This is a genomic window from Kitasatospora sp. NPDC006697, from assembly GCF_042869935.1.
GTDB lineage: Bacteria > Actinomycetota > Actinomycetes > Streptomycetales > Streptomycetaceae > Kitasatospora.
Map to the genome: position 1 here is coordinate 1 of NZ_JBIAGU010000013.1, position 22,556 is coordinate 22,556.

Consider the following 22,556-nt stretch of genomic DNA (forward strand, 5'->3'; position numbering starts at 1 on the left):
CGTGGCCGCCGCTGCGCGGGGCCTGGGCGGGCGCCGACTTGGTGGGGTTGGCGCCGGGCGTGGGGTTGGCGTTACTGGGGGCTCTGGCGCACTGTGTGGGGGGGGGGGGGGCCCTCGATCAGGTCGGCCCCACGCCACCACCCTCATCACCCCGACCGCAGACCCTCGAAGTCGACCCCGCCGACTTCCGCCGACCGGCTCAGCCCTCTGCGGTCCGGGGGCTCACTGGCCGGGCGTCAGGACCGGGCAGTTCTGGTACGCCGCGACCAGCCAGCGGCCGTCGCGCTTCTCGAACACCCAGCTCGCGTTCACCCTGCGCTCGGCCGGGACCTCGGTCTCGCCGGGGAACAGGATGCCGGACTCGATGAGGGCGATCGCCGCGTCGGCGCCGAGGAAGCGGAGGCTGATCCGCTCGTTGGACGTCGAGGTGCCCTTGAGCGGGCCGGCGAAGGCCGCCGCCATGCCGGCGCGGATCGCCTCGCGGTCGGGGTGGTAGGTGCCGGGCATGAGGACGGTCGCGTCCTCGGTGTAGTCGGCGACCATGGCCGTGGCATCGCCGCCGTCCCAGGCCCGGTAGGAGTCGGCCAGCACGGCCTGGATCGCGGTCACGTCTGCCGCACGACTGTCTGACATCGGACTCTCCCTCGTGATCGGGCCGCCGAGGTCTTCCGGCGAGCTCTCGGGAGTACGTACCGGCGGCGGAGCGGGAACTCATCGCGCTCGGCGGGAGAGGTTTCGGAGGGTCGCCAAGCTGCCTGGTGAGAAGAAGGACTGACGGAGTGTCAGGAGAGAGTTCGGTGGATTCGTGGCCATCCCGTGCGCATCCCGCGCCCCTTGAACGGTCCCCGCACCCGGCCCCGTATCCCCAGAGTGACCCAGCGCGACCGACCCTGTCGGCGCGGTGCGGCAGGATCCGCGGACCAGGACCGAGAGACAAGAGGTGGGCTCGCCATGAACGCGCGACCGGACTGTCCGGAGTGCCCCGTGCCCCTGCTGGTCGGCCCGGAGGGGGCCGCCGGGCGGGCGGAGGAGGTGCTGGCCAGGGTGGTGGACGCCGCCTGGGAGGTGCCGGTCGGGGACGCCGACGGGCGGGCGCTGGTGCGCCGGGTGCTGCTGCACCTGCTCGACCACGACCTGCTCACCCGGCCCGCCGTGGCGCAGGCGCTGGTGAGGCTCGCGCCGGAGCAGGTGGCCCAGGCGCAGGCCAGGATCGCCGGCTACCTCGCGGACCGGCGGAGCGATCCGCTGGTGGCCGCCGATCCCGCGCTGGTCGAGACGCCGGAGCCCTGGGAGCGGGTCTGCGGCCTGATCACCCTCGCCCACCTGGACCGCAGCTGGCTCCCGGTGGCGGAGGCCGAGTACGCCCGCGCCGAGATCAACGAGGCCTTCGTGGCGGCCGCCCCCTATGCCGGGCTCGGGCCGGAGCAGGGGCGGCAGGCGGTGGCCAGGCTGGCCGGGTACGGGCAGCAGGACATCCACACCGCCCGGGTCGCCGCCCGCTACCTGGTCCGGCTGCCCGCCGAGCAGCACCGGGAGGTCCGTGCCGCCCTGGACGGCCTGTTGGAGCGCGGCTGGGCGCTCGGCCTGCTCGCCAACCCGCTGACCGCGCTCGACCCGGCGCAGCTGGCGAACGCCGTGCACGTGGCGATCACCTCGATGCGGTACGACAGCTGGACCTTCATCGGCACCGATGCCGCCGCCTGGCAGGACGCGGTGAGCGCGGTGCGGGCGGCCGGGCCGCAGTGCAGTGACGAAGTACTGGCCTCCCTCTGGGCGTTGGTCCGGGACGAGACGGCGCAGCTCGCCATCAGACGGCGGGCGGCGACCAGGATCCGCGAGTTCGGCGAGGCCGAGCGCGCGGCGGCGGAGGAGTGGCTGGAGCGGTCCCGGCTCCGCGGTGCCGGGCCGGGCGGGCGCCGGCAGCTGACGGACGGCCAACTGCGGGCCGAGGTGGCCCGGGTCTGGCAGCGGATCGAGGACCAGTTGGCCCAGCAGGCCCCGGGCGTGCTGGAGCAGCTGGGCGGACCGGCGACGGCGGCGGAGATCGCCGAGCTGGAAGGGAGGTTGGGCATGCGCCTGCCCGTGGACTTCGCCGCCTCCTGCGCCCGGCACCGCAGCGTCGGGTTCGGCGGGGCCGCCGGGTTCGACATCGAGCACGACGACCTGATGACGCTGTCGGCGCGCCCGGGGCAGTCGGCCGAGGAGCCGGACGGGATCGGGCAGGGGCGGGGCTGGGAGGAGGCGACCGGGGAGGTCCGCTGGACCGACGACGACTGGCGGGCCGGCTGGCTGGAGATCTCCTACGAGCCGGACGGGTCGATCATCGCGCTGGACCTCGATCCGGGCCCGGCCGGGGTGCGCGGGCAGGTGATCCACGTGGACCAGGGGATCGCGCAGTCCGTGCGGGTGAAGGCCGAGAACTGGCTCGGCCTGCTGCGCGAGTTCGCCGACGCGCTGGCGGGCGGCCGGTACGGCTACCTGCCGGAGCACCGGGCGCTGACCTACTGAGCAGGGTGCGCCAGTGCCGGTGCGGCGGCCAGCCAGGCGAAGCCGTCCGGGTCGGTGAAGGCGCCGGTGGTACCGGTGATCGCCAGCCGGTGCGAACCGCTGCCCTCGGGGGCGACGCCCGCGTCCTTGGCGAGCGCGCGGCGCTGGTAGAGGCCGAGCTTGACCGGGCCGTCGCCGGCCTCGAACTCGACGTACTTGCGGCCGAAGCTCTTGGCCACGGTGAGCCCGTGGTCCAGGTAGAACGTCTTGGTGGCGGTGACGTCCTCCACACCGAGCAGCAGCACCATGGCGTCGAACCGGCGGGCCGCCGGGGCGGTGTCCTTCTTGTTGGAGGTGGCGACCTTCCAGATCGCGCCGTCCGGGGCCTGCACGGTGCCGCCGTAGCCCCAGAGCGACTTGCTCGCGGGCTTCAGCACGGTGGCGCCGGCCTCGATCGCGCCGTTCAGGTAGGCGTTGGCGTCGGCGGGCTGGGCCACGGTGAGCGAGAGGGTGTAGCCGCGGAAGCCGGCGGTCGGCTCGGCGGCGGCCCGCAGGTGCAGCGGGGCGGAGGGGGAGTCGCAGTCCAGGCCGAAGGCGGCGGAGTAGAAGCGGGCGGCGGCCGAGAGGTCGGCCACCTCGAGGGTGATGGAGTCGATGAGTGCCATGTCCTCAAGGTATTTCGGGGGCGCTGACCACTGCTTCTCGATTCCTGACCGGTTGGCGCGACGGGCTGGCCGGCAGAACGGCAGCGGGCTGTGGACAGGCTCTTGAAGATCGCGGAGAACCCGTGGGTAGGCTGAACCGACTTTTTCGAGTAACGGGGGGACCATGCGGATCACCAAGGGACAGAAGGTGGCGGCCGGCGGCCTGCTGGCGCTGGCCGTGGTCGGTGGGGGCAGCGCCTACGCCCTCTCCGGCAGCGGCGGGAACGGCGGGCCGACCCGGGTGACGGTCGCGGACGCGCCGGCCTCGGCCGCCGCGCTGGACGGGGCGGTGACCGCCTCGCCCAGCGCGGCGGCGTCCGCCTCCGGCTCCCCGTCGCCCTCCGCCTCGGCCTCCCTCTCGGCGTCGCCGTCGGCCTCGGCCTCCGCTTCGCGGTCCGCCTCCGCCTCGCCCTCGCGCAGTGCCGGCCCCACGCGCTCGGCCTCGGCGAGCCCGAGCCGCCCGGCCGGAGCCCCGACCACGCCGGCGGGCACCGGCGGCGGGCAGCCGAGTACGGCGCCGAGCGTGCCCAGCGCCCAGCCGCAGGCGGCCACCGCGCCGCCCCCGCCGACCCCCAAGCCCGGGCCGGTCGCGCCGCCGCCCCCGCCGCCGCCCGCTCCGGCGCCGGCCAGCTGCCAGCCGACCTTCACCGGCACCAATGCGAGCACCGCGGACGTCTCCGCCGCGCTCGCCGCCGCCGCGGGCAAGACCCGCACGCTCCACCTGGGCAGCGGCGGCACCGACACCATGCCGCCGCTGCCGGTCAGCCTGGTCAAGGCCATCGCCTGGCAGGAGAGCGGTTGGCAGTCGGCGATCCTGGCCTGCGACAAGGGCATCGGCACCATGCAGATCATGCCCGCCACGGCGACCTGGATGAACGGCAAGTTCGGCACCAGCAACGACGTGAACACCCTGGCGGGCAACACCGACCTGGGCGCGGAACTGCTCGACGAACTGGTCGCCTACTATGGCGACTCCTCGTTCGGCGGAAAGTACGACCTCTCGCCCGACCCGGTGACCGGCAAGACCCCGCTGCTCGACCTGGTGATCGCCGCCTACAACGCCGGCGCGGGCTCGGTGCACTACACCACCGCGACCGACCCGACCAGCGGCGCCGTGGTCGGCACCGAGGTGATCCCCAACCCGAGCTACGTCAACAACGTCAAGGCGCTGATGGCGAGTTGCCCGTGCCAGGTGAAGACCGGCTGACGGCTGCCCCGGAGCGGGTGAGCGGCGGCTGCCGGCACTGAGCGCCGCCGCCCGCCCGCGGTCGGCGCTCAGTGGCAGCAGCCGCCGCCGGACCCGGTCTCGGGGTCGGTGCCCAGGTCGTCGGAGCGGCCGGCCGCGAGCCGGGGCCACTGCGAGATCGGGCGGCCGCCGGTGCGGAACGGCTCGCCGGGACCGGTGCCGAAGGGCTGCGGCCAGCCCGCGGGGGAGTCCTCCCAGCCCTCCTGGCGCCCGTAGACCGTCAGATCGAGCATCCCGTAGCTGCTGCCCATCACCTCGCAGCCGCGGGCGGTGGTCCAGTAGGTCTCGAAGACCCGGTCGCCCTCGCGCAGGTAGCAGACCTTCATGCCGAAGTGGCGCCCGGCGACGAGCCGGTCCACCGACCCCTCGGGCACCGAGTACCAGGGCATCGGCCAGTCCATGAACGCGCGGTACCGGGCCGACTCCGGGTACGGGCCCTGGCAGAACACCGCGAAGCCGACCCCGCGCGAGTGCAGGTAGGAGAGCTCCAGCACCGCGCCGGAGTTGAAGGTGCACCCCTCGCACTGGTCGGCGGCGCTGCGGCCCCGGTGCCACATGTGGAACGAGGCGAAGAGCTGTGGCCGGCCCTCGAAGGCCTCGATCAGCGGCAGTTCGCCCGCCGCGCCGACCAGCGGCGTCGCCGGGTCGACCTCGACCATCGGCAGCCGCCGGCGGGCGGCCGCGATCGCGTCACCCTCCCGGGTGTGCGCCTTCTCCCGGGCCCGCAGGGCGTCCACCTGGCGCTGCCAGGTCTCCCGGTCGACGATCGGCGGTGTCGCGGTCATGCTCGGCTCCTTCGGCTTCGGTCCTGCGGCGGGATCTCGACGGATGGACGATCGGCGCGCCCGGAACTCACCGGTGGCGCACGGGGAATGTCGGTCGGTGCGGCTACCGTCCGGGTGATGAGCATGATCGGTGAATACGCCCGGCTGACGCCCGGGGAGTTGGCGCGCGCCTTCCAGGACCCGCAGTGGGCCTCGGAGTACGTCCACGAGCTGATGGAAACCGACCCGCAGGCGGATGCGGACCCGGACGGCCCCGCGGCCGGGCAGCCGCGCTGCCTCGACACCGACAAGGCCTGGGGCCTGCTGCACTGGCTGCTGGAGCGGGCGGGGTTCCCGCTCGACATCGTGAACGGCGAGGCGGGGCTCCCGGGCGCCGATGACTGGGGGTACGGCCCGCCCGGCTACCTGACGCCGGAGCAGGTGGCGACCGCGGCGGCGGCCCTCGCCGCCCTGCCGGGCGAGCGGCTGGTGGCGGGCGTCACCGACGCGGAGCTGCCCGCGGCGGAGCTCTACCCGTCGAGCGGCCCGAGCGAGACCGCCGAGATGCTGCGCTACGCGCTGGAGCACTACCGGGCGCTGACCGGCTACTTCGCGGCGGCGGCCCGGGACGGGCACGCGATGCTGCTCTGGATCTCCTGAGCCGCCGGACGACGGTCCGTCAGGCGCCCAGCGGCTCCCAGACCGAGGCGTCATGGGCGAAGAGGACCCGGCGCGGGTCGAACTCGGCCAGGCGGTCGAGCCAGGGGAGGTAGCCGGGGAGGGGTTCCGGCAGGCCGTCCAGCCGGGCGCGGCGGGCCAACTGGTCGGCGGCGTAGTGCGAGGCGAGGTCATGGGCCTGCCCGGCCAGGACGACGGTGCCGTCGCGGCGCTCGACCACCAGGGACTGGTGGCCGTCCGTGTGGCCCGGCGTGGGGAGGATGCGGACGCCCGGCCAGACCTCGGCCTCACCGGTGAGCTCCTGGTACCGCACGCCGGGGAAGTCGACCAGCTCGGGGACGGTGTAGCCCTCCTGCCGGGCGGCGGCCAGCTCGGTGGACTGCACCAGGACGGGCACGCCGGCCAGCAGCGGGTTGCCGCCGCAGTGGTCGAAGTGCAGGTGGCAGTTGACCACCAGCGCGACCTCGGCCGGGTCGGCGCCGATCGCGGCCAGGGCGGCAGCGAGCGGACGCCGGTGGGGCCGGTAGTGGGCCTCGGTCTCGGCGCCGGCATCGCCGAGGCCGGTGTCGAAGAGCAGCAGGCCGGCCTCGTGGCGCACCGCGTAGCCGAGCACGGGCTCGACCCGGGGCCGGCCGTCCGCCGTCTCGGAGCCGGGGCGGATGAAGTATCCGAGGTCGAGCCGGTGCACGGCGGCGTTGGTTCCCATCCGACCATTCTGACCCGGCGTCGGCCGGCCGGGGGAGGAGTGCGCGGATTCCCGGCGGAGGGGAGGGCCGACGCGGGGCGACACCGGAGGACACCGCGCTGACATCCGAGGTGCAGGGGATACCCCTCTTTTGACGGTGGCTCGACAAATCTACGGTTGGGGCATCCAACCCCGGGCCGCTCCCCGCCGCGCCGAGTGCCGAGCAACTCGCCGCCGTGGGACGGCTTCTCACTCCCCGATCCTGGAGGATCCCGGTGAAGTCCCGCATCCGTCCGATCATCGGCCTGCTGGCCGCCCCGCTGCCCGTCATCGCCCTCGCCGCCACCCCCGCGTTCGCCGCCGCGCCCGCCACCGCCGCGGTGCGGGGCGATGTGGTCGCGGCCGTCGGACACTCCGCCCGGACCGGCGAAGTCGCGGCCGACCAGCGGATATCCGTGGCCGTCGGGCTCGCCCAGCGCGACCCGGCCGGGCTCGACCGGTTCCTCGCCCAGGTGACCGACCCCGCCTCGGCGCAGTACCAGCACTACCTGACGGTGGACCAGTTCGCCGACCGGTTCGGCGCCGACCCCGCGACGGTGGCCAGGGTCAGCGGCTACCTGAAGGCCCAGGGGCTGCAGGTGGGCGAGGTGACCGCCAACCGGCTCACCATCGAGGCCAGCGGCACCGCCGCCCAGGTGCAGCGGGCCTTCGGCACCACCCTGGCCACCTACCGGGACGGTCAGGACGGCCACGCCTACTTCGCCAACACCGCGGCCCCGGTGCTGCCCGCCGACATCGCGAGCGTGGTCACCGACGTCTCCGGGCTGAACGACTACGCCAAGTACCAGCACTTCGCCACCGCCCGCCCGAACGCCTCGCCCAAGGCCCCGACCGGCCTGAACCCGACCACCGCCCGGGCCGCCTACAACCTCGCCTCCACGATCAGCGGGGGCGCCAACGGCAAGGGCAGCACCGTCGGCCTGCTGGAGTTCTCGGCCTTCCAGCAGTCCAACATCAACGCCTACGACAAGTACTACGGCCTCTCGGCGGGCACCCCGAGCGTGGTGGCGGCCGGCGGCGGCACCACCGACCTCTCCGGCCAGGACGAGGTGGAGCTGGACATCGAGGTGGTCCAGGCGCTGGCCCCCGGTGCCGCCATCAAGGTCTACGAGGCCCCGAACAGCGACGCCGGGGAGACCGCGGTCTACGCCAAGCTGGTCAGCGACGACGTGCCGGTGGTCTCGATCAGCTGGGGCATCTACGAGTCCGGCGAGACCGCGAGCAACCGCACCGCCGTCGACACCGACCTCAAGGAGGCGGCGGCGCAGGGGCAGTCCGTCTTCGCCGCCTCCGGCGACAGCGGCTCGGACGACGCGGGCAACGGCGGCACCTCGGTCGACTTCCCGGCCGCCGATCCGTGGACCACCGGCACCGGCGGCACCACGCTGACCCTCTCCGGCGGCGCCTACGGCAAGGAGACCGCCTGGTCGGGCAGCGGCGGCGGCATCTCCTCCTCCTTCGCCACCCCGAGCTTCCAGTCGCCGGTGAACAGCGGCGCCAAGCGCACCGTGCCGGACGTGGCCGCCGACGCCGACCCGGCCAGCGGCTGGGCGATCTACACCCAGGGCGCCTGGTACGAGTTCGGCGGCACCAGCGCGGCGGCGCCGAACTGGGCCGCCTTCGCGGCCGACTTCAACTCCGCGGCGAGCGCCAAGGGCAAGGCCGGCTTCGGCTTCGCCAACAGCCGGATCTACTCGCTGGCCGGCTCCTCCGCCTACGCCTCGGCCTTCCACGACGTGAAGTCCGGCAGCAACGGCGCCTACAGCGCGGCGACCGGCTACGACAAGGTCACCGGCTGGGGCTCCTACAACGGCGCGGGCTTCCTGACCGCCGCCCTGGGCTGACCCCGCCGCACACCGCCCCCGCCGGGGGCCGGGCCGTCGCCCGGCCCCCGGCGGCCGTCCTACCCTGGACGGATGACCGAGCAGCGAGCCGAACAGGCACAGCAGGAACAGGCGCCGGAGCAGGCGAAGGCCGAGCCGGCCGCGGCGAAGATCGTCTTCACCGATCCGCTGGCGCAGCAGACCAGCGACGACACCGACGCCGCCTGGGGCGAGTCCGCCGGCGGCCGGGGCCTGGACTGGTACCTGAGCCAGCGGCCGCCGCACCACGGCTGAGCGCGGCGCCCTCACGGCGCACCCGGCCGGCCCGGCGGGGCGGTGGCGCAGCGCAACGGCGGCGGGGCCGGCAGCACCGCGGAGAGCGGGTCGGCCGCCAGCGCGGCGGTGGTGCACAGCAGCAGGCCGGCGAGCACCGCACCCGGGCGGTGCGGCACGGCCTGTCGCAGCCGGTGGCGCCCGCCGCCGCCCCGGCGGATGGGCCGGAACTCGGGCACCGGGCGGCGCGGCGGCAGCGGGCCGGGCAGCGGAGCCGGCGGACGCTGGTGGGTACGGCGGTGACGGGGAGTGCTGGTCGCGTTCATGGCCCCAGCGTCGGGGCCGGCCGCCGGAGCGGGAAGCGGGAACCCGGAACCTGTGGACAACCCCGGGGCTGTGGACAACCCCGACGAGTGACAACCGCAGAAACGCGAAGGCCTCCCGGGCGGACCCGGGAGGCCTTCGGCGACGAATGGCGACTGCTGCGGAAGCCTCGGCTCGTGAAAGCCCCGGCCCGCGGAAGCCTCAGCTCGCGGAGGTCGACGTCGAGGACGAGCTCGAGGTGGACGACGAGGACGAGGAGGGGGCCGACGAAGCGGTCGAGGAGGAGCCCGAGGGCGCGGCCGAGCCGGCGGAGGAGGACGAGGCCGACCCCACCGTGCTGCTGGACGAGGAGCGGCTGTCGGTCCGGTAGAACCCCGAGCCCTTGAAGACAACGCCCACCGCGGAGAAGACCTTGCGCAGCTTCCCCTGGCACTGCGGGCATACGGTCAGCGCGTCATCGGTGAACTTCTGCACCACCTCGAGGCCGTTGCCGCACTCGGTGCACTGGTACTGGTACGTGGGCACTGTGTCTTCCTCCTGGCACTCTCGGCTGATGAGTGCTAACGACGGTCCATGATGCGGCATTCCGCCGAATCAGTCCAGCGTGGTCAGTCAACCGCCGACCCTGCCAGCGCGGGAGCCGTGCTCCCGCCCCTGGCAACGGTACGGCCCGCGGACCCCCTGGCGGTGAGCAGCCGCCGCATCGTGACCAGTGCCACCAGCCCGGCCCCGGCGCCGGCCACCGGCACCAGGAAGCCCAGCGACGGCCCGGACCGGTCGATCAGCTGCCCGGCCACGGTCGAGCCGATCGCCAGCCCGAGCCCGATCGCCCCGGTCAGCCAGGTGAACGCCTCGGTCTTGGCACCCTCCGGGGCCAGCGTCTCGACCAGCGTGTAGCCGCTGATCAGGGTGGGCGCGATGGCCAGCCCGCAGACCAGCCCGGCCACCGCCAGCGCGGTCAGGTTCGGCATCGCCCAGAGCACCGAGCAGCCCAGCACCAGCAGCGCGTAGCTGACCAGCAGCCGCTGCTGGGCGGAGCGCCGCCAGTTCGCCATGCCGTAGGCCACCCCGGCGAGCATCGAGCCGCCGGCGAAGACGCCGTAGACCACGCCCGACAGGCCGCCCTGGCCGGCCTGCTCGGCGAAGGCGATGACCGAGACCTGCATCCCGCCGAAGACCGTGCCGACGCCCAGGAAGCAGCCCGCCAGCAGCCGCACCCCGGGCGAGACCAGCGCCGAGGCCGGCCGGGCGCCGGCCCCGGCGGCGCGCCGGACCACCGGCGCACTGGCCCGCTGGGCGGCGAAGAGCAGGCCGCCGGCCACGGTCAGCGCGGCCTCGGTGATCAGCGCGGCGGCCGGTGCGACGGTGCTCGCGATGGCGCCCGCCAGCACCGGTCCGACCACGAAGGTCAGCTCGTCGGTGACCGACTCGAAGGCGAAGGCGGTGCCCAGGTGGGCCGGCCGGTCGGAGAGCCGGGTCAGCCAGCGGGACCGGACCATCGCGCCGATCTGCGGCACGCTGGCTCCGGCCGGCGCGGCGGCCAGGAAGAGCGTCCAGGCCGGCGCGTGCCCGAGCGCCAGTGCGATCAGCAGGCCGACCGAGACGGCGTGCACCAGCACCACCGGCACCAGCACGGGGGCCTGGCCGATCCGGTCGGCGAGCCGCCCGGTCAGCGGGCCGACCACGGCCTGGGCGGTGGCGGCGGTGGCCGCGACGGCACCGGCGATGCCGTAGGAGCCGTCGGTGTCCAGCACCAGCAGCGCGATGCCCATGCTGAGCATCGCGTACGGGAGCCGGGCCACGAAGGCGGGGGTCAGGAACCGCCAGGCACCGGGGGTGCGCAGCAGTGCGGGGTAGCCGATCCGCGCCGGGGGCGCGGTGGTGGGGGTGTCGTCGACCGTCGGGCGGGCCGCCACGGTCGGTCCTTCCTGCTGCCTGGTAGCGCCCGCCGGGGCGAGGGTGAGCCCCGGGACGGCGCCGAGAGTCGTCCTCTCGCGCGTGGACCGGGGTTGATACCGGGTCCGTTCGGCGGCCGTCCCCCAGTGGAACAGGGGCTCTGGAAGCGGGGCCGCGGAGCGGGCCACGGCCGCCGAGCGGTCGCGCCAACTCTGCATCAGGCAGAAAGTGCAAGTGTTGGTAGATCGGAGACCATGTTACTAGGGGTACGGGCGGGAAAGGCCTTGGAATCCACGAGTACATCCCGTGAATTCCGTCCCACCCGTCCCACCGGCTCCCGACCTCAGGCGTGCAGCCAGCCCGCCAGCTTGCCGCCGCGGTCCACCGCGCGCAGCCGCTGCTCGGTGGCCTCGCCCGCCGCGTCCGTGGTGACCACCAGCAGCTCGTCGCCGGCCCGCAGCACCGTCGCCTTGTCCGGCACGAAGCTGCTCTCCGCCCGCACCACCAGGGTCACGGCTGCCCCCGCGGGCAGCCGCAGCTCGCTCACCTCGACGCCGGATATCCGGGACTCGGCGGAGAGCGTCACCGAGAGCAGCCGCCCGTGCAGGTGCTCCAGCGGGGCCGACTCGATGCCCAGGTCCTGCCCGAGCGCGCCCTCGCCGATCCGCAGCCGGCGGGCCAGCCAGGGCAGCGTCGGGCCCTGCACCAGGGTGAAGACGACCACCAGCACGAAGACGATGTTGAAGCCGTCCCGGGCGTGCGGCATGCCGGAGACCAGCGGGATGGTGGCCAGCACGATCGGCACCGCCCCGCGCAGCCCGGCCCAGCTGAGCAGCGCCTGCTCGCGCCAGGGCAGCCGGAACGGGGTGAGGGTGAGCAGCACCGAGAGCGGCCGGGCCAGCAGCACCAGCACCAGCCCGATCACCAGCGCCGGCACCACCGCGGAGCCCATGGTGGCGGGTGTGCAGAGCAGGCCGAGCAGCACGAACATGCCGATCTGCCCGATCCAGGCCAGCCCGTCCGCGAAGCCGCGCACCGCCGGGCCGTGCGGCAGCTTGGCGTTGCCGAGCAGCACCGAGCAGATGTAGACGGCGAGGAAGCCGGAGCCGTGCAGCAGCGCACCGCCCGCGTAGGCGAGCGAGGCCAGCGCCAGCACGGCGATCGGGTAGAGGCCGGAGGCGGGCAGCGCGATCTGCCGCAGCCCGTAGGCGCCCAGCCTGCCGACGGCCAGGCCGACCGCGGCGCCGATCGCCAGCTCCATCACGATGGTGCCGACCAGCACGTACCAGGAGTCCAGCGGCCCGGTGGTGGCGAAGGCGACCACCAGGATCACCACCGGCGCGTCGTTGAAGCCGGACTCGGCCTCCAGCAGGCCGCTCAGCCGGGAGGGCAGCGGCACGGTGCGCAGCACCGAGAAGACCGCGGCCGCGTCGGTGGAGGAGACCACCGCGCCGAGCAGCAGCGAGAGTCGCCAGTCCAGCCCGACCAGCAGGTGGGCGCCGGCCGCGGTGACGAAGACGCTGATCCCGACGCCCACCGTGGCCAGCACGGTGGCGGCCGGCACCACCGGCTTGATCTCCTGCCAGTTGGTCTTCAGCCCGCCCTCGGCCAGGATCACCACCAGGGCCGCGTAGCCGAGCACCTGGGTCAGCTCGGCGTTGTTGAAGGTGACGCCGAGTCCGTTCTGGCCGATCGCCACCCCGATGCCGAGGTAGAGCAGCAGGCTGGGCAGGCCCGACCTGGTGGCCAGGCGCACCGCGACCACCGCGACCAGCAGGATCGCGGAGAACTCCAGCAGCAACTTGTTCAGGTGGTCAACGGTCACGCAGGGGCACCTCGACGTCTCTGATGGGCGGGGAGGGGTCACCGGGGCGGCACTCGGACGGGTCGGCGGTGACCCGGGTGCGGGCGGGCAGAATGACACAAGATCAGCTGGTGAATCGTTACCAGTGCTAACATTTTACCCGATCTTTGCATGCGTCCTCACGCGGGGTCAGCACGGCAGCGGGTGCGAGCCAACCCGGGCAAAGCGGCTCAGCCTCGCCGGGTAGGGTCCGTGGGGTCAGTTGCTCCACTCCCCGCACCTAGGACCGAGATGCCCCGCTCGCCCCGCTCGAAGAAGTTCCGGCGCGCCCGACTGCTCTTGCTCGTTCTGGTCGTGCTCCTGGTGGCCGGCGCGGGTGCCGGCGGCTGGTACGCCGTGAACACCGTGCGTGCCTCGTTCCCGCAGCTCAGCGGGACGGTGCAGGTGTCGGGGCTGTCCGCGGCGGTGGACGTCAAGCGGGACGCCCAGGGGATTCCGCAGGTCTACGCCAACACCCCCGAGGACCTGTTCAAGGCCCAGGGCTTCGTGCAGGCCCAGGACCGGTTCTGGGAGATGGACGTGCGCCGGCACATCACCGCCGGCCGGCTCTCCGAGATGTTCGGCTCCGGCCAGGTGGACACCGACGCCTTCATCCGCACCATGGGCTGGCGCGACGTGGCGCAGCAGGAGTACGACACCCAGCTGAACCCGGACACCAAGAAGTACCTCCAGGCCTACGCGGACGGGGTCAACGCCTGGCTCTCCAAGCACCCCGGCGGGGCCAGCGCCTCGCTGGAGTACGCGCTGCTCGGCACCGTCAACAGCGGCTACAAGCCCGAGCCGTGGACCCCGGTGGACTCGGTGGCCTGGCTCAAGGCGATGGCCTGGAACCTCTCCGGCAACGTGCAGGAGGAGATCGACCGGGCGCTGCTCAGCCAGGACTTCAGCCAGGACCAGCTGGCCCAGCTCTACCCCTCCTACCCGTACGACCGGAACCCGGTGATCGTGCAGGGCGGCTCGCTCGGCACCAACGGCATCTTCCAGCCGCCCGGCCCGGTGGCCGGCACCGTGGCCACCCAGAGCGCCGCCGGCACCCAGCAGGGCACCGCCGTCACCGCGGGCCTGACCGACCTGTCCGGCCGGATCGCCGCGCTGCCGCAACTGCTCGGCCCGCAGGGCCAGGGCATCGGCTCCAACTCCTGGGTGGTGGCCGGCAGCCACACCACCACCGGCAAGCCGCTGCTGGCCAACGACCCGCACCTCGGCCCCGGCCTGCCCAGCGTCTGGTACCAGATGGGCCTGCACTGCCGCACCGTCAGCGCGGCCTGCCCGTACGACACCACCGGCTTCACCTTCGCCGGCATGCCCGGCGTGGTGATCGGCCACAACCAGTCGGTCTCCTGGGGCTTCACCAACCTCGGCGCCGACGTCGCCGACCTCTACCTGGAGAAGATCACCGGCCCGAACAGCTACCTGGTGGACGGTCAGGACAAGCAGTTCACCACCCGCCGGGAGACCATCAAGGTGGCCGGCGGAGCGGACCGGGTGATCACCGTGCGGACCACCAACAACGGTCCGCTGATCTCCGACCAGAGCAGTGAGCAGCAGAACGTCGGCACCTACGCGCCGGTCGGCAACGCCGCCCCCGACCGCGGCACCAGCGGCTACGGCGTGGCCCTCAAGTGGACCGCGCTCAGCCCCGGCAAGACCATGGACGCGGTCTTCGAGCTGGACCGCGCCACCGACTGGAACGGCTTCCGCACCGCGGCCAGGGACTTCGCCGTCCCCGCGCAGAACCTGATCTACGCCGACACCCAGGGCCACATCGGCTACCAGGCCCCGGGCGCCATCCCGGTCCGCGGCAAGGGCGACGGCACCTACCCCGCCCCCGGCTGGGACTCCGGCTACAACTGGACCGGCACCCTGGACTTCAAGTCGCTGCCCTACGAGCTTGACCCGCCGTCCGGCTACATCGTCACCGCCAACCAGCCGGTCGCCGACCAGTCCTACAAGCCGCTGCTGACCAAGGACTGGGAGTACGGCACCCGGGCCAGGGAGATCACCGACCAGATCAACGGCAAGCTCGCCAACGGCGGCAAGATCTCGCCCGACGACATGCAGTCGATGCAGCTGGACAACACCAGCGTGATGGCCCAGACCCTGGTGCCGATGCTGCTCAAGGAGCAGATCGGCGACCCCTACGTGCGGGACGCGCAGAACCTGCTGAAGGACTGGAACTACAACCAGGACGCCGACTCGGCCGCCGCCGCCTACTACAACGGCGTCTGGCGCCAGCTGCTCACCCTGGCCTTCGGGCAGAAGTTCCCGGCCTCGGTGCGCGCCCAGGGCGACTGCCTGCTGGTCGAGCAGAAGGCGGACGCCAACCAGCCGGCCGGCTCGCTCGGCGGCGAGACCAAGATCGTCACCCAGTGCGGCTCCCGCAAGCCCGGCCAGGCCCAGCCGGACGGCGGCGACCGCTGGATGGAGGTGGTCCGCCAGCAGCTCGCCAACCCGAACAGCCCGTGGTGGGACTACATCGACTCCAACCACGTGCAGCAGCACGGCCTGGACAACCTGCTGAAGGAGGCGATGAAGGACGCCCGCCAGGACCTCACCGCCCACCTCGGCAAGGACATCAACACCTGGAGCTGGGGCCGGCTGCACCAGCTGACCCTCAAGGAGCAGACGCTCGGCACCGACGACTCCTCGATCGCCTCCGGCCTGGTGCACAAGCTGCTCAACCGCGGCCCGTACCAGATGTCCGGCGGCTCGGCGGCGGTGGACGCCACCGGGTGGACCGCGGCGGCCGGCTACGACGTGGACTGGATCCCGTCGATGCGGATGGTGGTCGACCTGAGCGACTTCAACGCCTCGCACTGGATCAACGTGGGCGGCGAGTCCGGCCACGCGTTCAGCGACAACTACGACGACCAGACCGAGCTGTGGCGCCAGGGCAAGCTGCTGAACTGGGCGTACTCCGGTGCCGCGGTGGACCAGGCGACCAAGAACAAGCTCACCCTGACGCCGTGACGCCGTGACCGGCCGTCAGAACCGGTGCACGCCGTCCGGGGTCACCACGGCGTGCACCGGGCGGTCGTGCGGCTCGGCCGGCACCCGGTCCAGCAGCTCGCCCGGGTAGAGCAGGGTGGCCAGCAGCGGCTCGGCGCCCGCCGCGGCCAGCCGGGCCAGCACCCGGTCGTAGGAGCCGCCGCCGCGGCCCAGCCGCAGCCCGCGCCGGTCCACCGCCAGCCCGGGCAGCAGCACCACCCGGGCCCGCGTCACCGCCGCCGGGCCCAGCCGCTCGCCGACCGGCTCCAGCAGCCCGCGCCCGGCCGGGGCGAGCGCCTGCGGGCCCTCGTAGGCGGCCCAGTCCAGGTCGTTGTCGGGCAGCAGCACCGGCAGCAGCACCCGCGCCCCGCGCCCGTGCAGCCGCTCCAGCAGCGGGCGGGTGCCGGGCTCCGCGCCCACCGAGACGTAGGCGGCCACCAGCGCGTCGGGCGGCAGCAGCTCCAGCGCCCGTTCGGCGATCGCCTCGGCCGCCGCCGCCCGCTGTCCGGGTGACAGCGCCCGCCGGTCGGCCAGCAGCCGTGACCGCAGGGCGGCCTTGTCGTTGTACAAGAGATCGTCTGACACGCACCCGATCCTGCCCCAGCCACCCTCCGCCGCGGAGTACGGAGTCCCATGTCGTCCCTGGTGCCGGCCCTCGCCCTGCTCAGCGCCCCGCTCGCCGGGCTCAGCGGGCTCCTCGCCCACCGGCTGCAGCGGGCCCGGCACAGCGCCGAGCTGCGGATCGGGGAGCTGACCGGCCGGCTGGTCCGGCTGCAGGTGCAGTGCGAGGAGCTGGGCCGCTCGGCCGCCCGCGACCCGCTCACCGGCGTCTGGAACCAGCGCCACCTCCAGCAGACCCTGGAGCGCGAGGTGCAGCGCTGCCAGCGCCGCACCAAGCCGGGCGAGGCGGCGCCGGAGCTGGCCGTGGTGCTGCTGGAGATCGAGGGCTTCGAGGCGGTCACCGCCGAGCACGGCCGCAGCCGGTCGCAGGCGGTGCTGCGCGACCTGGCGCAGCGGCTCACCGTGGAGGTGCGCCGCACCGACGTGCTGGGGCACTGCGGCGGCACCGGGTTCCTGGTGGTGCTGCCGGACACCGGGGAGGCGGGGGCGGCCAAGGTCGCGGAGCGGCTCTGCTGGGCGGTGCGCCGGCACCGGCTGCTGGACTGGCGGGTCGATCCGGTCGGGCCCGGGTCCGCCGAGCCGCCCCGGGCCGGCGGCAACGGCCTGCGGGCCTGCGCCGGCATCGCGGTGCTGCCGGCCGACGGCGGGCACCCGGTTCCGCTGCTGCGGGCCGCCGACCGGGCGCTGGCGGCGGCCAAGCGGCAGTCGGCGGCCGCCCACGGCAGGGATTCCGGTTCGCAAAGGCACGGTAATCTGTCGCCCTGTGCCGGCCCGGGCCCCCTCGCCCACCCCGGCACTGCCCGAAGTGTCGCGGCCGTCCCTGTCGCCGGCGAGGTTCGTTCATAGCCGATTAACCTTGCTTTCAGTGCGCGGCCATCCGCATCAGTAAGGTCAACGCATGACGACGAACGCCCGTATGCCCGTCACCAAGGCGGTTGTGCCCGCTGCCGGTCTCGGGACCCGCTTCCTGCCCGCGACCAAGGCCACGCCGAAGGAGATGCTGCCGGTCGTCGACAAGCCCGCGATCCAGTACGTCGTGGAGGAGGCCGCCTCGGCCGGCCTGTCCGACATACTGATGGTCACCGGCCGCAACAAGCGTGCGCTGGAGGACCACTTCGACCGGGCCTACGAGCTGGAGGAACTGCTCTCCCGCAAGGGCGACCTGGACAAGCTGCGCCGGGTCCAGGAGTCGGTGTCGCTGGCCAACATGCACTACGTGCGCCAGGGCGACCCCAAGGGCCTCGGCCACGCGGTGCTGGTGGCCGAGCAGCACGTGGCCGGCCAGCCCTTCGCGGTGCTGCTCGGTGACGACCTGATCGACCCGCGCGACCCGCTGCTGGCCCGGATGATCGAGGTTCAGCAGGAGCTCGGCGGCTCGGTGGTGGCGCTGATGGAGGTCGATCTCGCGCAGATTCACCTCTACGGCTGCGCCGCCGTCGAGGCCAACGGCCTCGGCGACGACGTCTTCCACATCACCGACCTGATCGAGAAGCCGGAGCCGGCCGAGGCGCCCTCCAACTACGCGGTGATCGGCCGCTACGTGCTCGACCCGGCGGTCTTCGAGGTGCTGAAGAAGACCGAGCCCGGCCGCGGCGGCGAGATCCAGCTCACCGACGCGCTGCGCACGCTGGCTACGCTGAACGCCGACGAGGGCGGCCAGGTGCACGGCGTGGTCTTCTCCGGCCGTCGCTACGACACCGGCGACCGTGCCGACTACCTGCGCGCCATCGTCCGACTGGCCAGCGAGCGCGCGGACCTCGGTCCGGACTTCCGCAGCTGGCTCAAGGAGTTCGTGGCGAGCGAGATGCAGGCCTGAGCGCCTGCCGGAAGGCGGTAGCGGGATGAGCGCTGACAGCGGGACCAGCGGACAGCACCAGCACGGGGACCAGCCGGACGCCTGCGCGACCGAGGCCCCGGACCGGCGGTACTGGACGGTCGACGAGCACCTGGCCGACGTGCTGGCCCAGGTCTCCCCGCTGCCCGCGATCGAGCTGCAGCTGCTCGACGCCCGGGGTTGCCGGCTGGCCGAGGACGTGACGGCCGCCGGTGACCTGCCGCCCTTCGACAACAGCTCGATGGACGGCTACGCCGTCCGGACCGCCGACACGGTCGGCGCCACCGAGCAGTACCCCTCGGTGCTGGCCGTGGTCGGCGAGGTCGCGGCCGGCGCCCGGGAACTGCCCCGGCTCGGCCCCGGCCAGGCGGTGCGGATCATGACCGGGGCCCCGGTGCCCCCGGGCGCCGAGGCCGTGGTGCCGGTCGAGTGGACCGACGGCGGCACCGGCAGCGGCCTGGCGGCGCAGGCGATGACCGCCGCCCGGGCCGACGAGGAGGTCCGGGTCCGGCAGCAGGTGCGGGAGGGCGCGCACATCCGCCGGGCGGGCAGCGACGTGACCGCCGGCAGCACCGTGCTGACCGCAGGCACCCGGCTCGGCCCCACCCAGCTCGGCCTGCTCGCGGCGATCGGCCGGGGCAGCGTGACGGTCCGTCCGCGCCCCCGGGTGGTGGTGCTCTCCACCGGCAGCGAGCTGGTGCAGCCCGGCGAGCCGGTCGGCCCGGGCCAGATCTCCGACTCCAACAGCTTCACACTGACCGCCGCCGCCCAGCAGGCCGGCGCGATCGCCTACCGGGTCGGCGGGGTGCCCGACGACGCCGAGCGGCTGCGCGCGGTGCTGGACGACCAGCTCGGCCGGGCCGACCTGATCGTCACCTCCGGCGGGGTCAGCGTCGGCGCCTACGACGTGGTCAAGGAAGTCTTCGAGGACTACGCCGGGATGGACTTCCGCACCCTGCGGATGCAGCCCGGCAAGCCGCAGGGCTTCGGCCGGATCGGCGGGGTGCCGCTGCTCGCGCTGCCCGGCAACCCGGTCAGCGCCTACATCTCCTTCGAGCTCTTCGTCCGCCCGGTGATCCGGACCATGCTGGGCGCCGCCGAGGTGCACCGCCCGGTGGTGCGGGCCGTCTGCACGGCCGCGCTGCGCTCGCCGGCCGGCCGCCGGCAGTTCCTGCGCGGGCGCTACCTGGCCGAGCGCGGCGAGGTGGCGCCGGTCGGCGGGGCGGACTCGCACCTGGTCGGTGCGCTGGCCATGGCCGACTGCCTGATCGTGGTGCCGGAGCGGGCCGAGTCGGTCGCGCCGGGCGAGCAGGTGGACGTGGTGCTGCTCGCCGATTGACCGGCGGTGGCGCGGCGCGGTCCGCGATGTGGCCGCTGGGCGCGGCGGGCCGGGCGGGTAGCGGTACGGTAGCGCGGTATTCACCCCGTCCTGCTGGAGAACTGACGTGACCACACCCCCCGGCGGCGACCGCCTGACCCATGTGGACGAGACCGGCGCCGCCCGCATGGTGGACGTCTCGGAGAAGAGCACCACGGTGCGCACCGCCGTCGCGGCCGGGCGGGTGGCCGTCTCGCCCACGGTGGTCGAGCTGCTGCGCGGCGAGGGCGTGCCCAAGGGCGACGCGCTCGCGGTGGCCCGGATCGCCGGGATCATGGGCGCCAAGAAGACCCCCGAGCTGGTGCCGCTCTGCCACCCGATCGCCATCTCCGGCGTCACCGTGGACCTGGCGGTGACGGACACGGCGGTGGAGATCACCGCCACGGTGCGCACCGCCGACCGCACCGGGGTGGAGATGGAGGCGCTGACCGCGGTGGCGGTGGCCGGGCTGACCGTGATCGACATGGTCAAGGCGGTGGACAAGGCGGCCGCGATCGAGGACGTCCGGGTGCTCAGCAAGACCGGCGGCAAGAGCGGCGACTGGGTGCGCGACGGCGGTGCCGCGTGAGAGCGCTGGCGGTCACCGTCTCCAACCGCGCCTCGGCCGGGGTGTACCAGGACAAGGGCGGGCCGCTGCTGGTCGAGGGCCTGCGCCGGATGGGCTTCGAGGCCGACGGGCCGCGGGTGGTGCCGGACGGCGAGCCGGTGCTGGCGGCGCTGCGGGCGGCCGTCGCGGAGGGCTACGACGTGGTGCTGACCACCGGCGGCACCGGGATCTCGCCGATGGACCTGACGCCGGAGATGACGGCGCAGGTGCTCGACCGTCAGATCCCGGGCATCGCCGAGGCGATCCGGGCCTACGGCCGGGAGAAGGTGCCCACCTCGGCGCTCTCCCGGGGCCTGGCCGGGCTGGCCGGGCGGACCGTGATCGTCAACCTGCCCGGCTCGACCGGCGGGGTGAAGGACGGCCTGGCGGTGCTGGAGCCGCTGCTGGCGCACGCGGTGGACCAGCTGGCCGGCGGGGACCACCCGCGCCCGGCTGCCGGCCCCGAGGGGAGTGCCAGCTGAGCGCGGGCTGGCCGGTGGAGCTGCGGGACGGCGTGATCGGGCTGCGGCCGATCCGCCAGCGCGACCAGCGGGCCTGGCAGGAGGCCAGCCGGCGCAACCGGGACTGGCTGCGGCGCTGGGAGGCCACCGTGCCGCCGACCCCGCCCGGCCGGATCACCGGCCCCCGGCCGAGCTACCGCCAGATGGTGCGCTACCTGCGGCACGAGGCCGCGGCGGGCCGGATGCTGCCCTTCGTGCTGACCTACAAGGAGCAGCTGGTCGGGCAGCTGACGGTGGGTGGGATCACCTGGGGTTCGATGTGCTCGGCGAACATCGGCTACTGGATCGACGAGGCGGTGGCCGGTCGCGGCATCATGCCGACCGCGGTGGCGCTGGCCACCGACCACTGCTTCCACGGGCTGGGGCTGCACCGGATCGAGGTCTGCATCCGGCCGGAGAACGGGCCGAGCCGGCGGGTGGTGGAAAAGCTCGGCTTCCGCTCCGAGGGAATGCGCCCGCGGTACCTGCACATCGACGGGGACTGGCGGGACCACCTGGTGTACGCGCTGACCGCGGAGGAGGTCCCGGAAGGGCTGCTCCGGCGGTGGCGCACAAGGTAATTGAATAAGTGTTCGAAATTCATATCGATATGGCATCGGGACCCGGCCAAGCGGTCACAAATACCGGCAAAATAGTCAGAGAATCAGTTTGGCGGGGCGACACGCCGTGCCAAATTGCTGACCGCCCTTACCCGGCGCCCGTACGGTGTGAAACGTGAGCAGTAGCGGCCTCATCTACGCGGTCATCGTGGGGGCCTGGGCTGCCTATCTGGTGCCCATGTGGCTCCGCAGGCAGGACGAGCTCAACGAATCGCGCCCGACAGAACGTTTCAGCACCGCCATCCGCCTGCTGGCAGGGCGGTCGGCGATGGAGCGGCGGGCGTCCCGGGCCCTCGGCGACGACGACAGCGCCGACCACTCCGCCGACGGCCGTAGCGACGGCCCCGCCGACGGGGAGTCCGACGACGCCCCGGCCCGGCCGGCCCGCCCCGCTGACGCACCGTCGGCCGCCGTGGTGCCCGCCACCGGGCACTCCGCCGACCGGCGGGCCCGGGTGCTGGCCCGGCGGCGCCGGATGGTCACCCTGCTCTTCGCCGCCTTCGCGCTCGGCGCGGTGATCGCGGCGGTGGCCGGGGTCGCCTTCCTCTGGGTGCCGGCGCTGCCCGCGGCGCTGCTCACCCTCTACATCGGCCACCTGCGCCGGCTGGAGCGCCAGCGCTTCGAGGTCAAGCTGGACCGCTCCCGGGCCGCGTCCGCCGCCCAGTCGGTGCGCGAGCGCGAGCGGGAGCGGGCCAGGACGGCCGAGACGGTGCGCGCGGCGGTCCCCGCCGAGCCGGCCGACCCGCTGCCCGCCGCCGCCCCGGCGGAGCCGGCCGCCGACCCGGAGCCCCGGCAGGCCCTGGTGGAGGCCACCGACCACGAGGAGTGGGTGGACGGCCTGCGCGAGCGCGCCGCCGCCGGCCCCGACTCCTGGGAGCCGGTCCCGGTGCCGCTGCCCACCTACGTCACCGCCCCGGTGGCGCCCCGGGTCACCCGCGGCCTGGACCTGAACACCCCGGGCACCTGGAACTCCGGCCGCCCGACCGCCGAGTCCCCTCGCACCCCGCTCTTCGACCAGTACGAGACCCCGGCCCCTCAGGCCCGCCCGCGGGCCGCCAACGAGTGACCCCCTCCCACCAGCGGGAGGTGGTCACGGCCCCCCTCGAAAAGGTGCTAGAGTTTCTTCTCGTTGGGGCTGTGGCGCAGTCCGGTAGCGCACCTCGTTCGCATCGAGGGGGTCAGGGGTTCGAATCCCCTCAGCTCCACCCAACGGAGAGCCCGCCCC

General features: G+C 73.9%; 23 protein-coding genes and 1 tRNA gene. 14 read left to right on the plus strand and 10 right to left on the minus strand.

The window, feature by feature from the left end; genetic code table 11:
* Nucleotides 1–222: 222 nt before the first annotated feature.
* Nucleotides 223–633 (minus strand): SgcJ/EcaC family oxidoreductase, encoded by a 411-nt coding sequence (locus ACFYNO_RS19425; RefSeq protein WP_388013342.1) that lies wholly within the window; start codon nt 631–633, stop codon nt 223–225.
* Nucleotides 634–951: 318 nt separating this feature from the next.
* Between ACFYNO_RS19425 and ACFYNO_RS19430 the strand changes: the two genes are divergently transcribed.
* A complete protein-coding gene (locus ACFYNO_RS19430; RefSeq protein ID WP_388013345.1) occupies nt 952–2,508 on the plus strand; it encodes an SMI1/KNR4 family protein in 1,557 nt (518 codons plus the stop codon).
* Here the strand turns inward: ACFYNO_RS19430 and ACFYNO_RS19435 are convergent.
* A complete protein-coding gene (locus tag ACFYNO_RS19435; RefSeq protein ID WP_388013348.1) occupies nt 2,502–3,152 on the minus strand; it encodes a VOC family protein in 651 nt (216 codons plus the stop codon). The genes ACFYNO_RS19430 and ACFYNO_RS19435 overlap by 7 nt on opposite strands.
* 237 nt (nt 3,153–3,389) lie before the next feature.
* A complete protein-coding gene (locus ACFYNO_RS19440) occupies nt 3,390–3,743 on the minus strand; it encodes a hypothetical protein (protein WP_388013351.1) in 354 nt (117 codons plus the stop codon).
* Between ACFYNO_RS19440 and ACFYNO_RS19445 the strand changes: the two genes are divergently transcribed.
* The gene (locus tag ACFYNO_RS19445) at nt 3,715–4,398 is read left to right on the plus strand and encodes a lytic transglycosylase domain-containing protein (RefSeq protein WP_388013354.1); all 684 of its coding nucleotides are present in this window, start codon (nt 3,715–3,717) and stop codon (nt 4,396–4,398) included. The genes ACFYNO_RS19440 and ACFYNO_RS19445 overlap by 29 nt on opposite strands.
* 68 nt (nt 4,399–4,466) lie before the next feature.
* Here the strand turns inward: ACFYNO_RS19445 and ACFYNO_RS19450 are convergent, their stop codons facing one another.
* Complete coding sequence (locus ACFYNO_RS19450; RefSeq protein ID WP_388013357.1) at nt 4,467–5,222, minus strand: DUF899 family protein; 756 nt, start codon at nt 5,220–5,222, stop codon at nt 4,467–4,469.
* 117 nt (nt 5,223–5,339) lie between these two features.
* Between ACFYNO_RS19450 and ACFYNO_RS19455 the strand changes: the two genes are divergently transcribed.
* Nucleotides 5,340–5,861 carry a YfbM family protein gene (locus tag ACFYNO_RS19455; RefSeq protein ID WP_388013360.1) on the plus strand — a complete coding sequence of 174 codons (522 nt, stop codon included), beginning with the start codon at nt 5,340–5,342 and terminating at the stop codon, nt 5,859–5,861.
* Nucleotides 5,862–5,880: 19 nt separating this feature from the next.
* Here the strand turns inward: ACFYNO_RS19455 and ACFYNO_RS19460 are convergent, their stop codons facing one another.
* Entirely contained in the window at nt 5,881–6,585 is a 705-nt protein-coding gene (locus tag ACFYNO_RS19460) for an N-acyl homoserine lactonase family protein (protein ID WP_388013363.1), read from the minus strand.
* Nucleotides 6,586–6,839: 254 nt separating this feature from the next.
* Here ACFYNO_RS19460 and ACFYNO_RS19465 point away from each other — a divergent pair, with 254 nt between their 5' ends.
* A complete protein-coding gene (locus tag ACFYNO_RS19465; protein WP_388013366.1) occupies nt 6,840–8,468 on the plus strand; it encodes a protease pro-enzyme activation domain-containing protein in 1,629 nt (542 codons plus the stop codon).
* Between the two features lie 72 nt (nt 8,469–8,540).
* Nucleotides 8,541–8,741: a hypothetical protein gene (locus tag ACFYNO_RS19470; protein ID WP_388013369.1), complete on the plus strand. Its 201-nt coding sequence runs from the start codon at nt 8,541–8,543 to the stop codon at nt 8,739–8,741.
* 11 nt (nt 8,742–8,752) lie between these two features.
* Here ACFYNO_RS19470 and ACFYNO_RS19475 read toward each other — a convergent pair whose 3' ends face one another.
* The 4 genes from ACFYNO_RS19475 to ACFYNO_RS19490 all read right to left on the minus strand — a co-directional run bounded on the left by ACFYNO_RS19475 (nt 8,753) and on the right by ACFYNO_RS19490 (nt 12,765).
* The gene (locus ACFYNO_RS19475; RefSeq protein ID WP_388013372.1) at nt 8,753–9,046 is read right to left on the minus strand and encodes a hypothetical protein; all 294 of its coding nucleotides are present in this window, start codon (nt 9,044–9,046) and stop codon (nt 8,753–8,755) included.
* Between the two features lie 199 nt (nt 9,047–9,245).
* Nucleotides 9,246–9,569, minus strand: coding sequence for an FmdB family zinc ribbon protein (locus ACFYNO_RS19480; protein WP_388013375.1), 324 nt, complete (start codon nt 9,567–9,569; stop codon nt 9,246–9,248).
* 83 nt (nt 9,570–9,652) lie between these two features.
* Complete coding sequence (locus ACFYNO_RS19485; protein WP_388013378.1) at nt 9,653–10,960, minus strand: MFS transporter; 1,308 nt, start codon at nt 10,958–10,960, stop codon at nt 9,653–9,655.
* A 323-nt stretch (nt 10,961–11,283) separates the two neighbouring features.
* Nucleotides 11,284–12,765 carry a potassium/proton antiporter gene (locus ACFYNO_RS19490; RefSeq protein WP_388013381.1) on the minus strand — a complete coding sequence of 494 codons (1,482 nt, stop codon included), beginning with the start codon at nt 12,763–12,765 and terminating at the stop codon, nt 11,284–11,286.
* A 270-nt stretch (nt 12,766–13,035) separates the two neighbouring features.
* Here ACFYNO_RS19490 and ACFYNO_RS19495 point away from each other — a divergent pair, with 270 nt between their 5' ends.
* Complete coding sequence (locus ACFYNO_RS19495) at nt 13,036–15,774, plus strand: penicillin acylase family protein (protein WP_388013383.1); 2,739 nt, start codon at nt 13,036–13,038, stop codon at nt 15,772–15,774.
* Nucleotides 15,775–15,789: 15 nt separating this feature from the next.
* Here ACFYNO_RS19495 and ACFYNO_RS19500 read toward each other — a convergent pair whose 3' ends face one another.
* Nucleotides 15,790–16,377 carry a 5-formyltetrahydrofolate cyclo-ligase gene (locus tag ACFYNO_RS19500; protein ID WP_388013386.1) on the minus strand — a complete coding sequence of 196 codons (588 nt, stop codon included), beginning with the start codon at nt 16,375–16,377 and terminating at the stop codon, nt 15,790–15,792.
* A 48-nt stretch (nt 16,378–16,425) separates the two neighbouring features.
* On the opposite strand from ACFYNO_RS19500, the gene ACFYNO_RS19505 reads away from it, so the two are divergent.
* The 8 genes from ACFYNO_RS19505 (at nt 16,426) to ACFYNO_RS19540 (ending at nt 22,536) form a co-directional block, all read left to right on the plus strand.
* Nucleotides 16,426–17,259 carry a GGDEF domain-containing protein gene (locus ACFYNO_RS19505; protein ID WP_388013389.1) on the plus strand — a complete coding sequence of 278 codons (834 nt, stop codon included), beginning with the start codon at nt 16,426–16,428 and terminating at the stop codon, nt 17,257–17,259.
* Nucleotides 17,260–17,311: 52 nt separating this feature from the next.
* Nucleotides 17,312–18,229 (plus strand): UTP--glucose-1-phosphate uridylyltransferase GalU, encoded by a 918-nt coding sequence (gene galU, locus ACFYNO_RS19510; RefSeq protein ID WP_388013392.1) that lies wholly within the window; start codon nt 17,312–17,314, stop codon nt 18,227–18,229.
* Between the two features lie 25 nt (nt 18,230–18,254).
* Entirely contained in the window at nt 18,255–19,586 is a 1,332-nt protein-coding gene (glp, locus tag ACFYNO_RS19515) for a gephyrin-like molybdotransferase Glp (protein ID WP_388013395.1), read from the plus strand.
* A gap of 166 nt (nt 19,587–19,752) precedes the next feature.
* Entirely contained in the window at nt 19,753–20,193 is a 441-nt protein-coding gene (gene moaC / locus ACFYNO_RS19520) for a cyclic pyranopterin monophosphate synthase MoaC (RefSeq protein WP_388014033.1), read from the plus strand.
* Nucleotides 20,190–20,693 (plus strand): molybdenum cofactor biosynthesis protein B, encoded by a 504-nt coding sequence (locus ACFYNO_RS19525; RefSeq protein WP_388013398.1) that lies wholly within the window; start codon nt 20,190–20,192, stop codon nt 20,691–20,693. Before moaC ends, ACFYNO_RS19525 begins: the two co-directional genes overlap by 4 nt.
* 14 nt (nt 20,694–20,707) lie before the next feature.
* Nucleotides 20,708–21,292 carry a GNAT family N-acetyltransferase gene (locus ACFYNO_RS19530; RefSeq protein ID WP_388013401.1) on the plus strand — a complete coding sequence of 195 codons (585 nt, stop codon included), beginning with the start codon at nt 20,708–20,710 and terminating at the stop codon, nt 21,290–21,292.
* Nucleotides 21,293–21,446: 154 nt separating this feature from the next.
* Nucleotides 21,447–22,397: a hypothetical protein gene (locus tag ACFYNO_RS19535; protein ID WP_388013404.1), complete on the plus strand. Its 951-nt coding sequence runs from the start codon at nt 21,447–21,449 to the stop codon at nt 22,395–22,397.
* Nucleotides 22,398–22,462: 65 nt separating this feature from the next.
* Nucleotides 22,463–22,536: transfer RNA gene (locus ACFYNO_RS19540), tRNA-Ala, on the plus strand.
* Nucleotides 22,537–22,556: the final 20 nt, after the last annotated feature.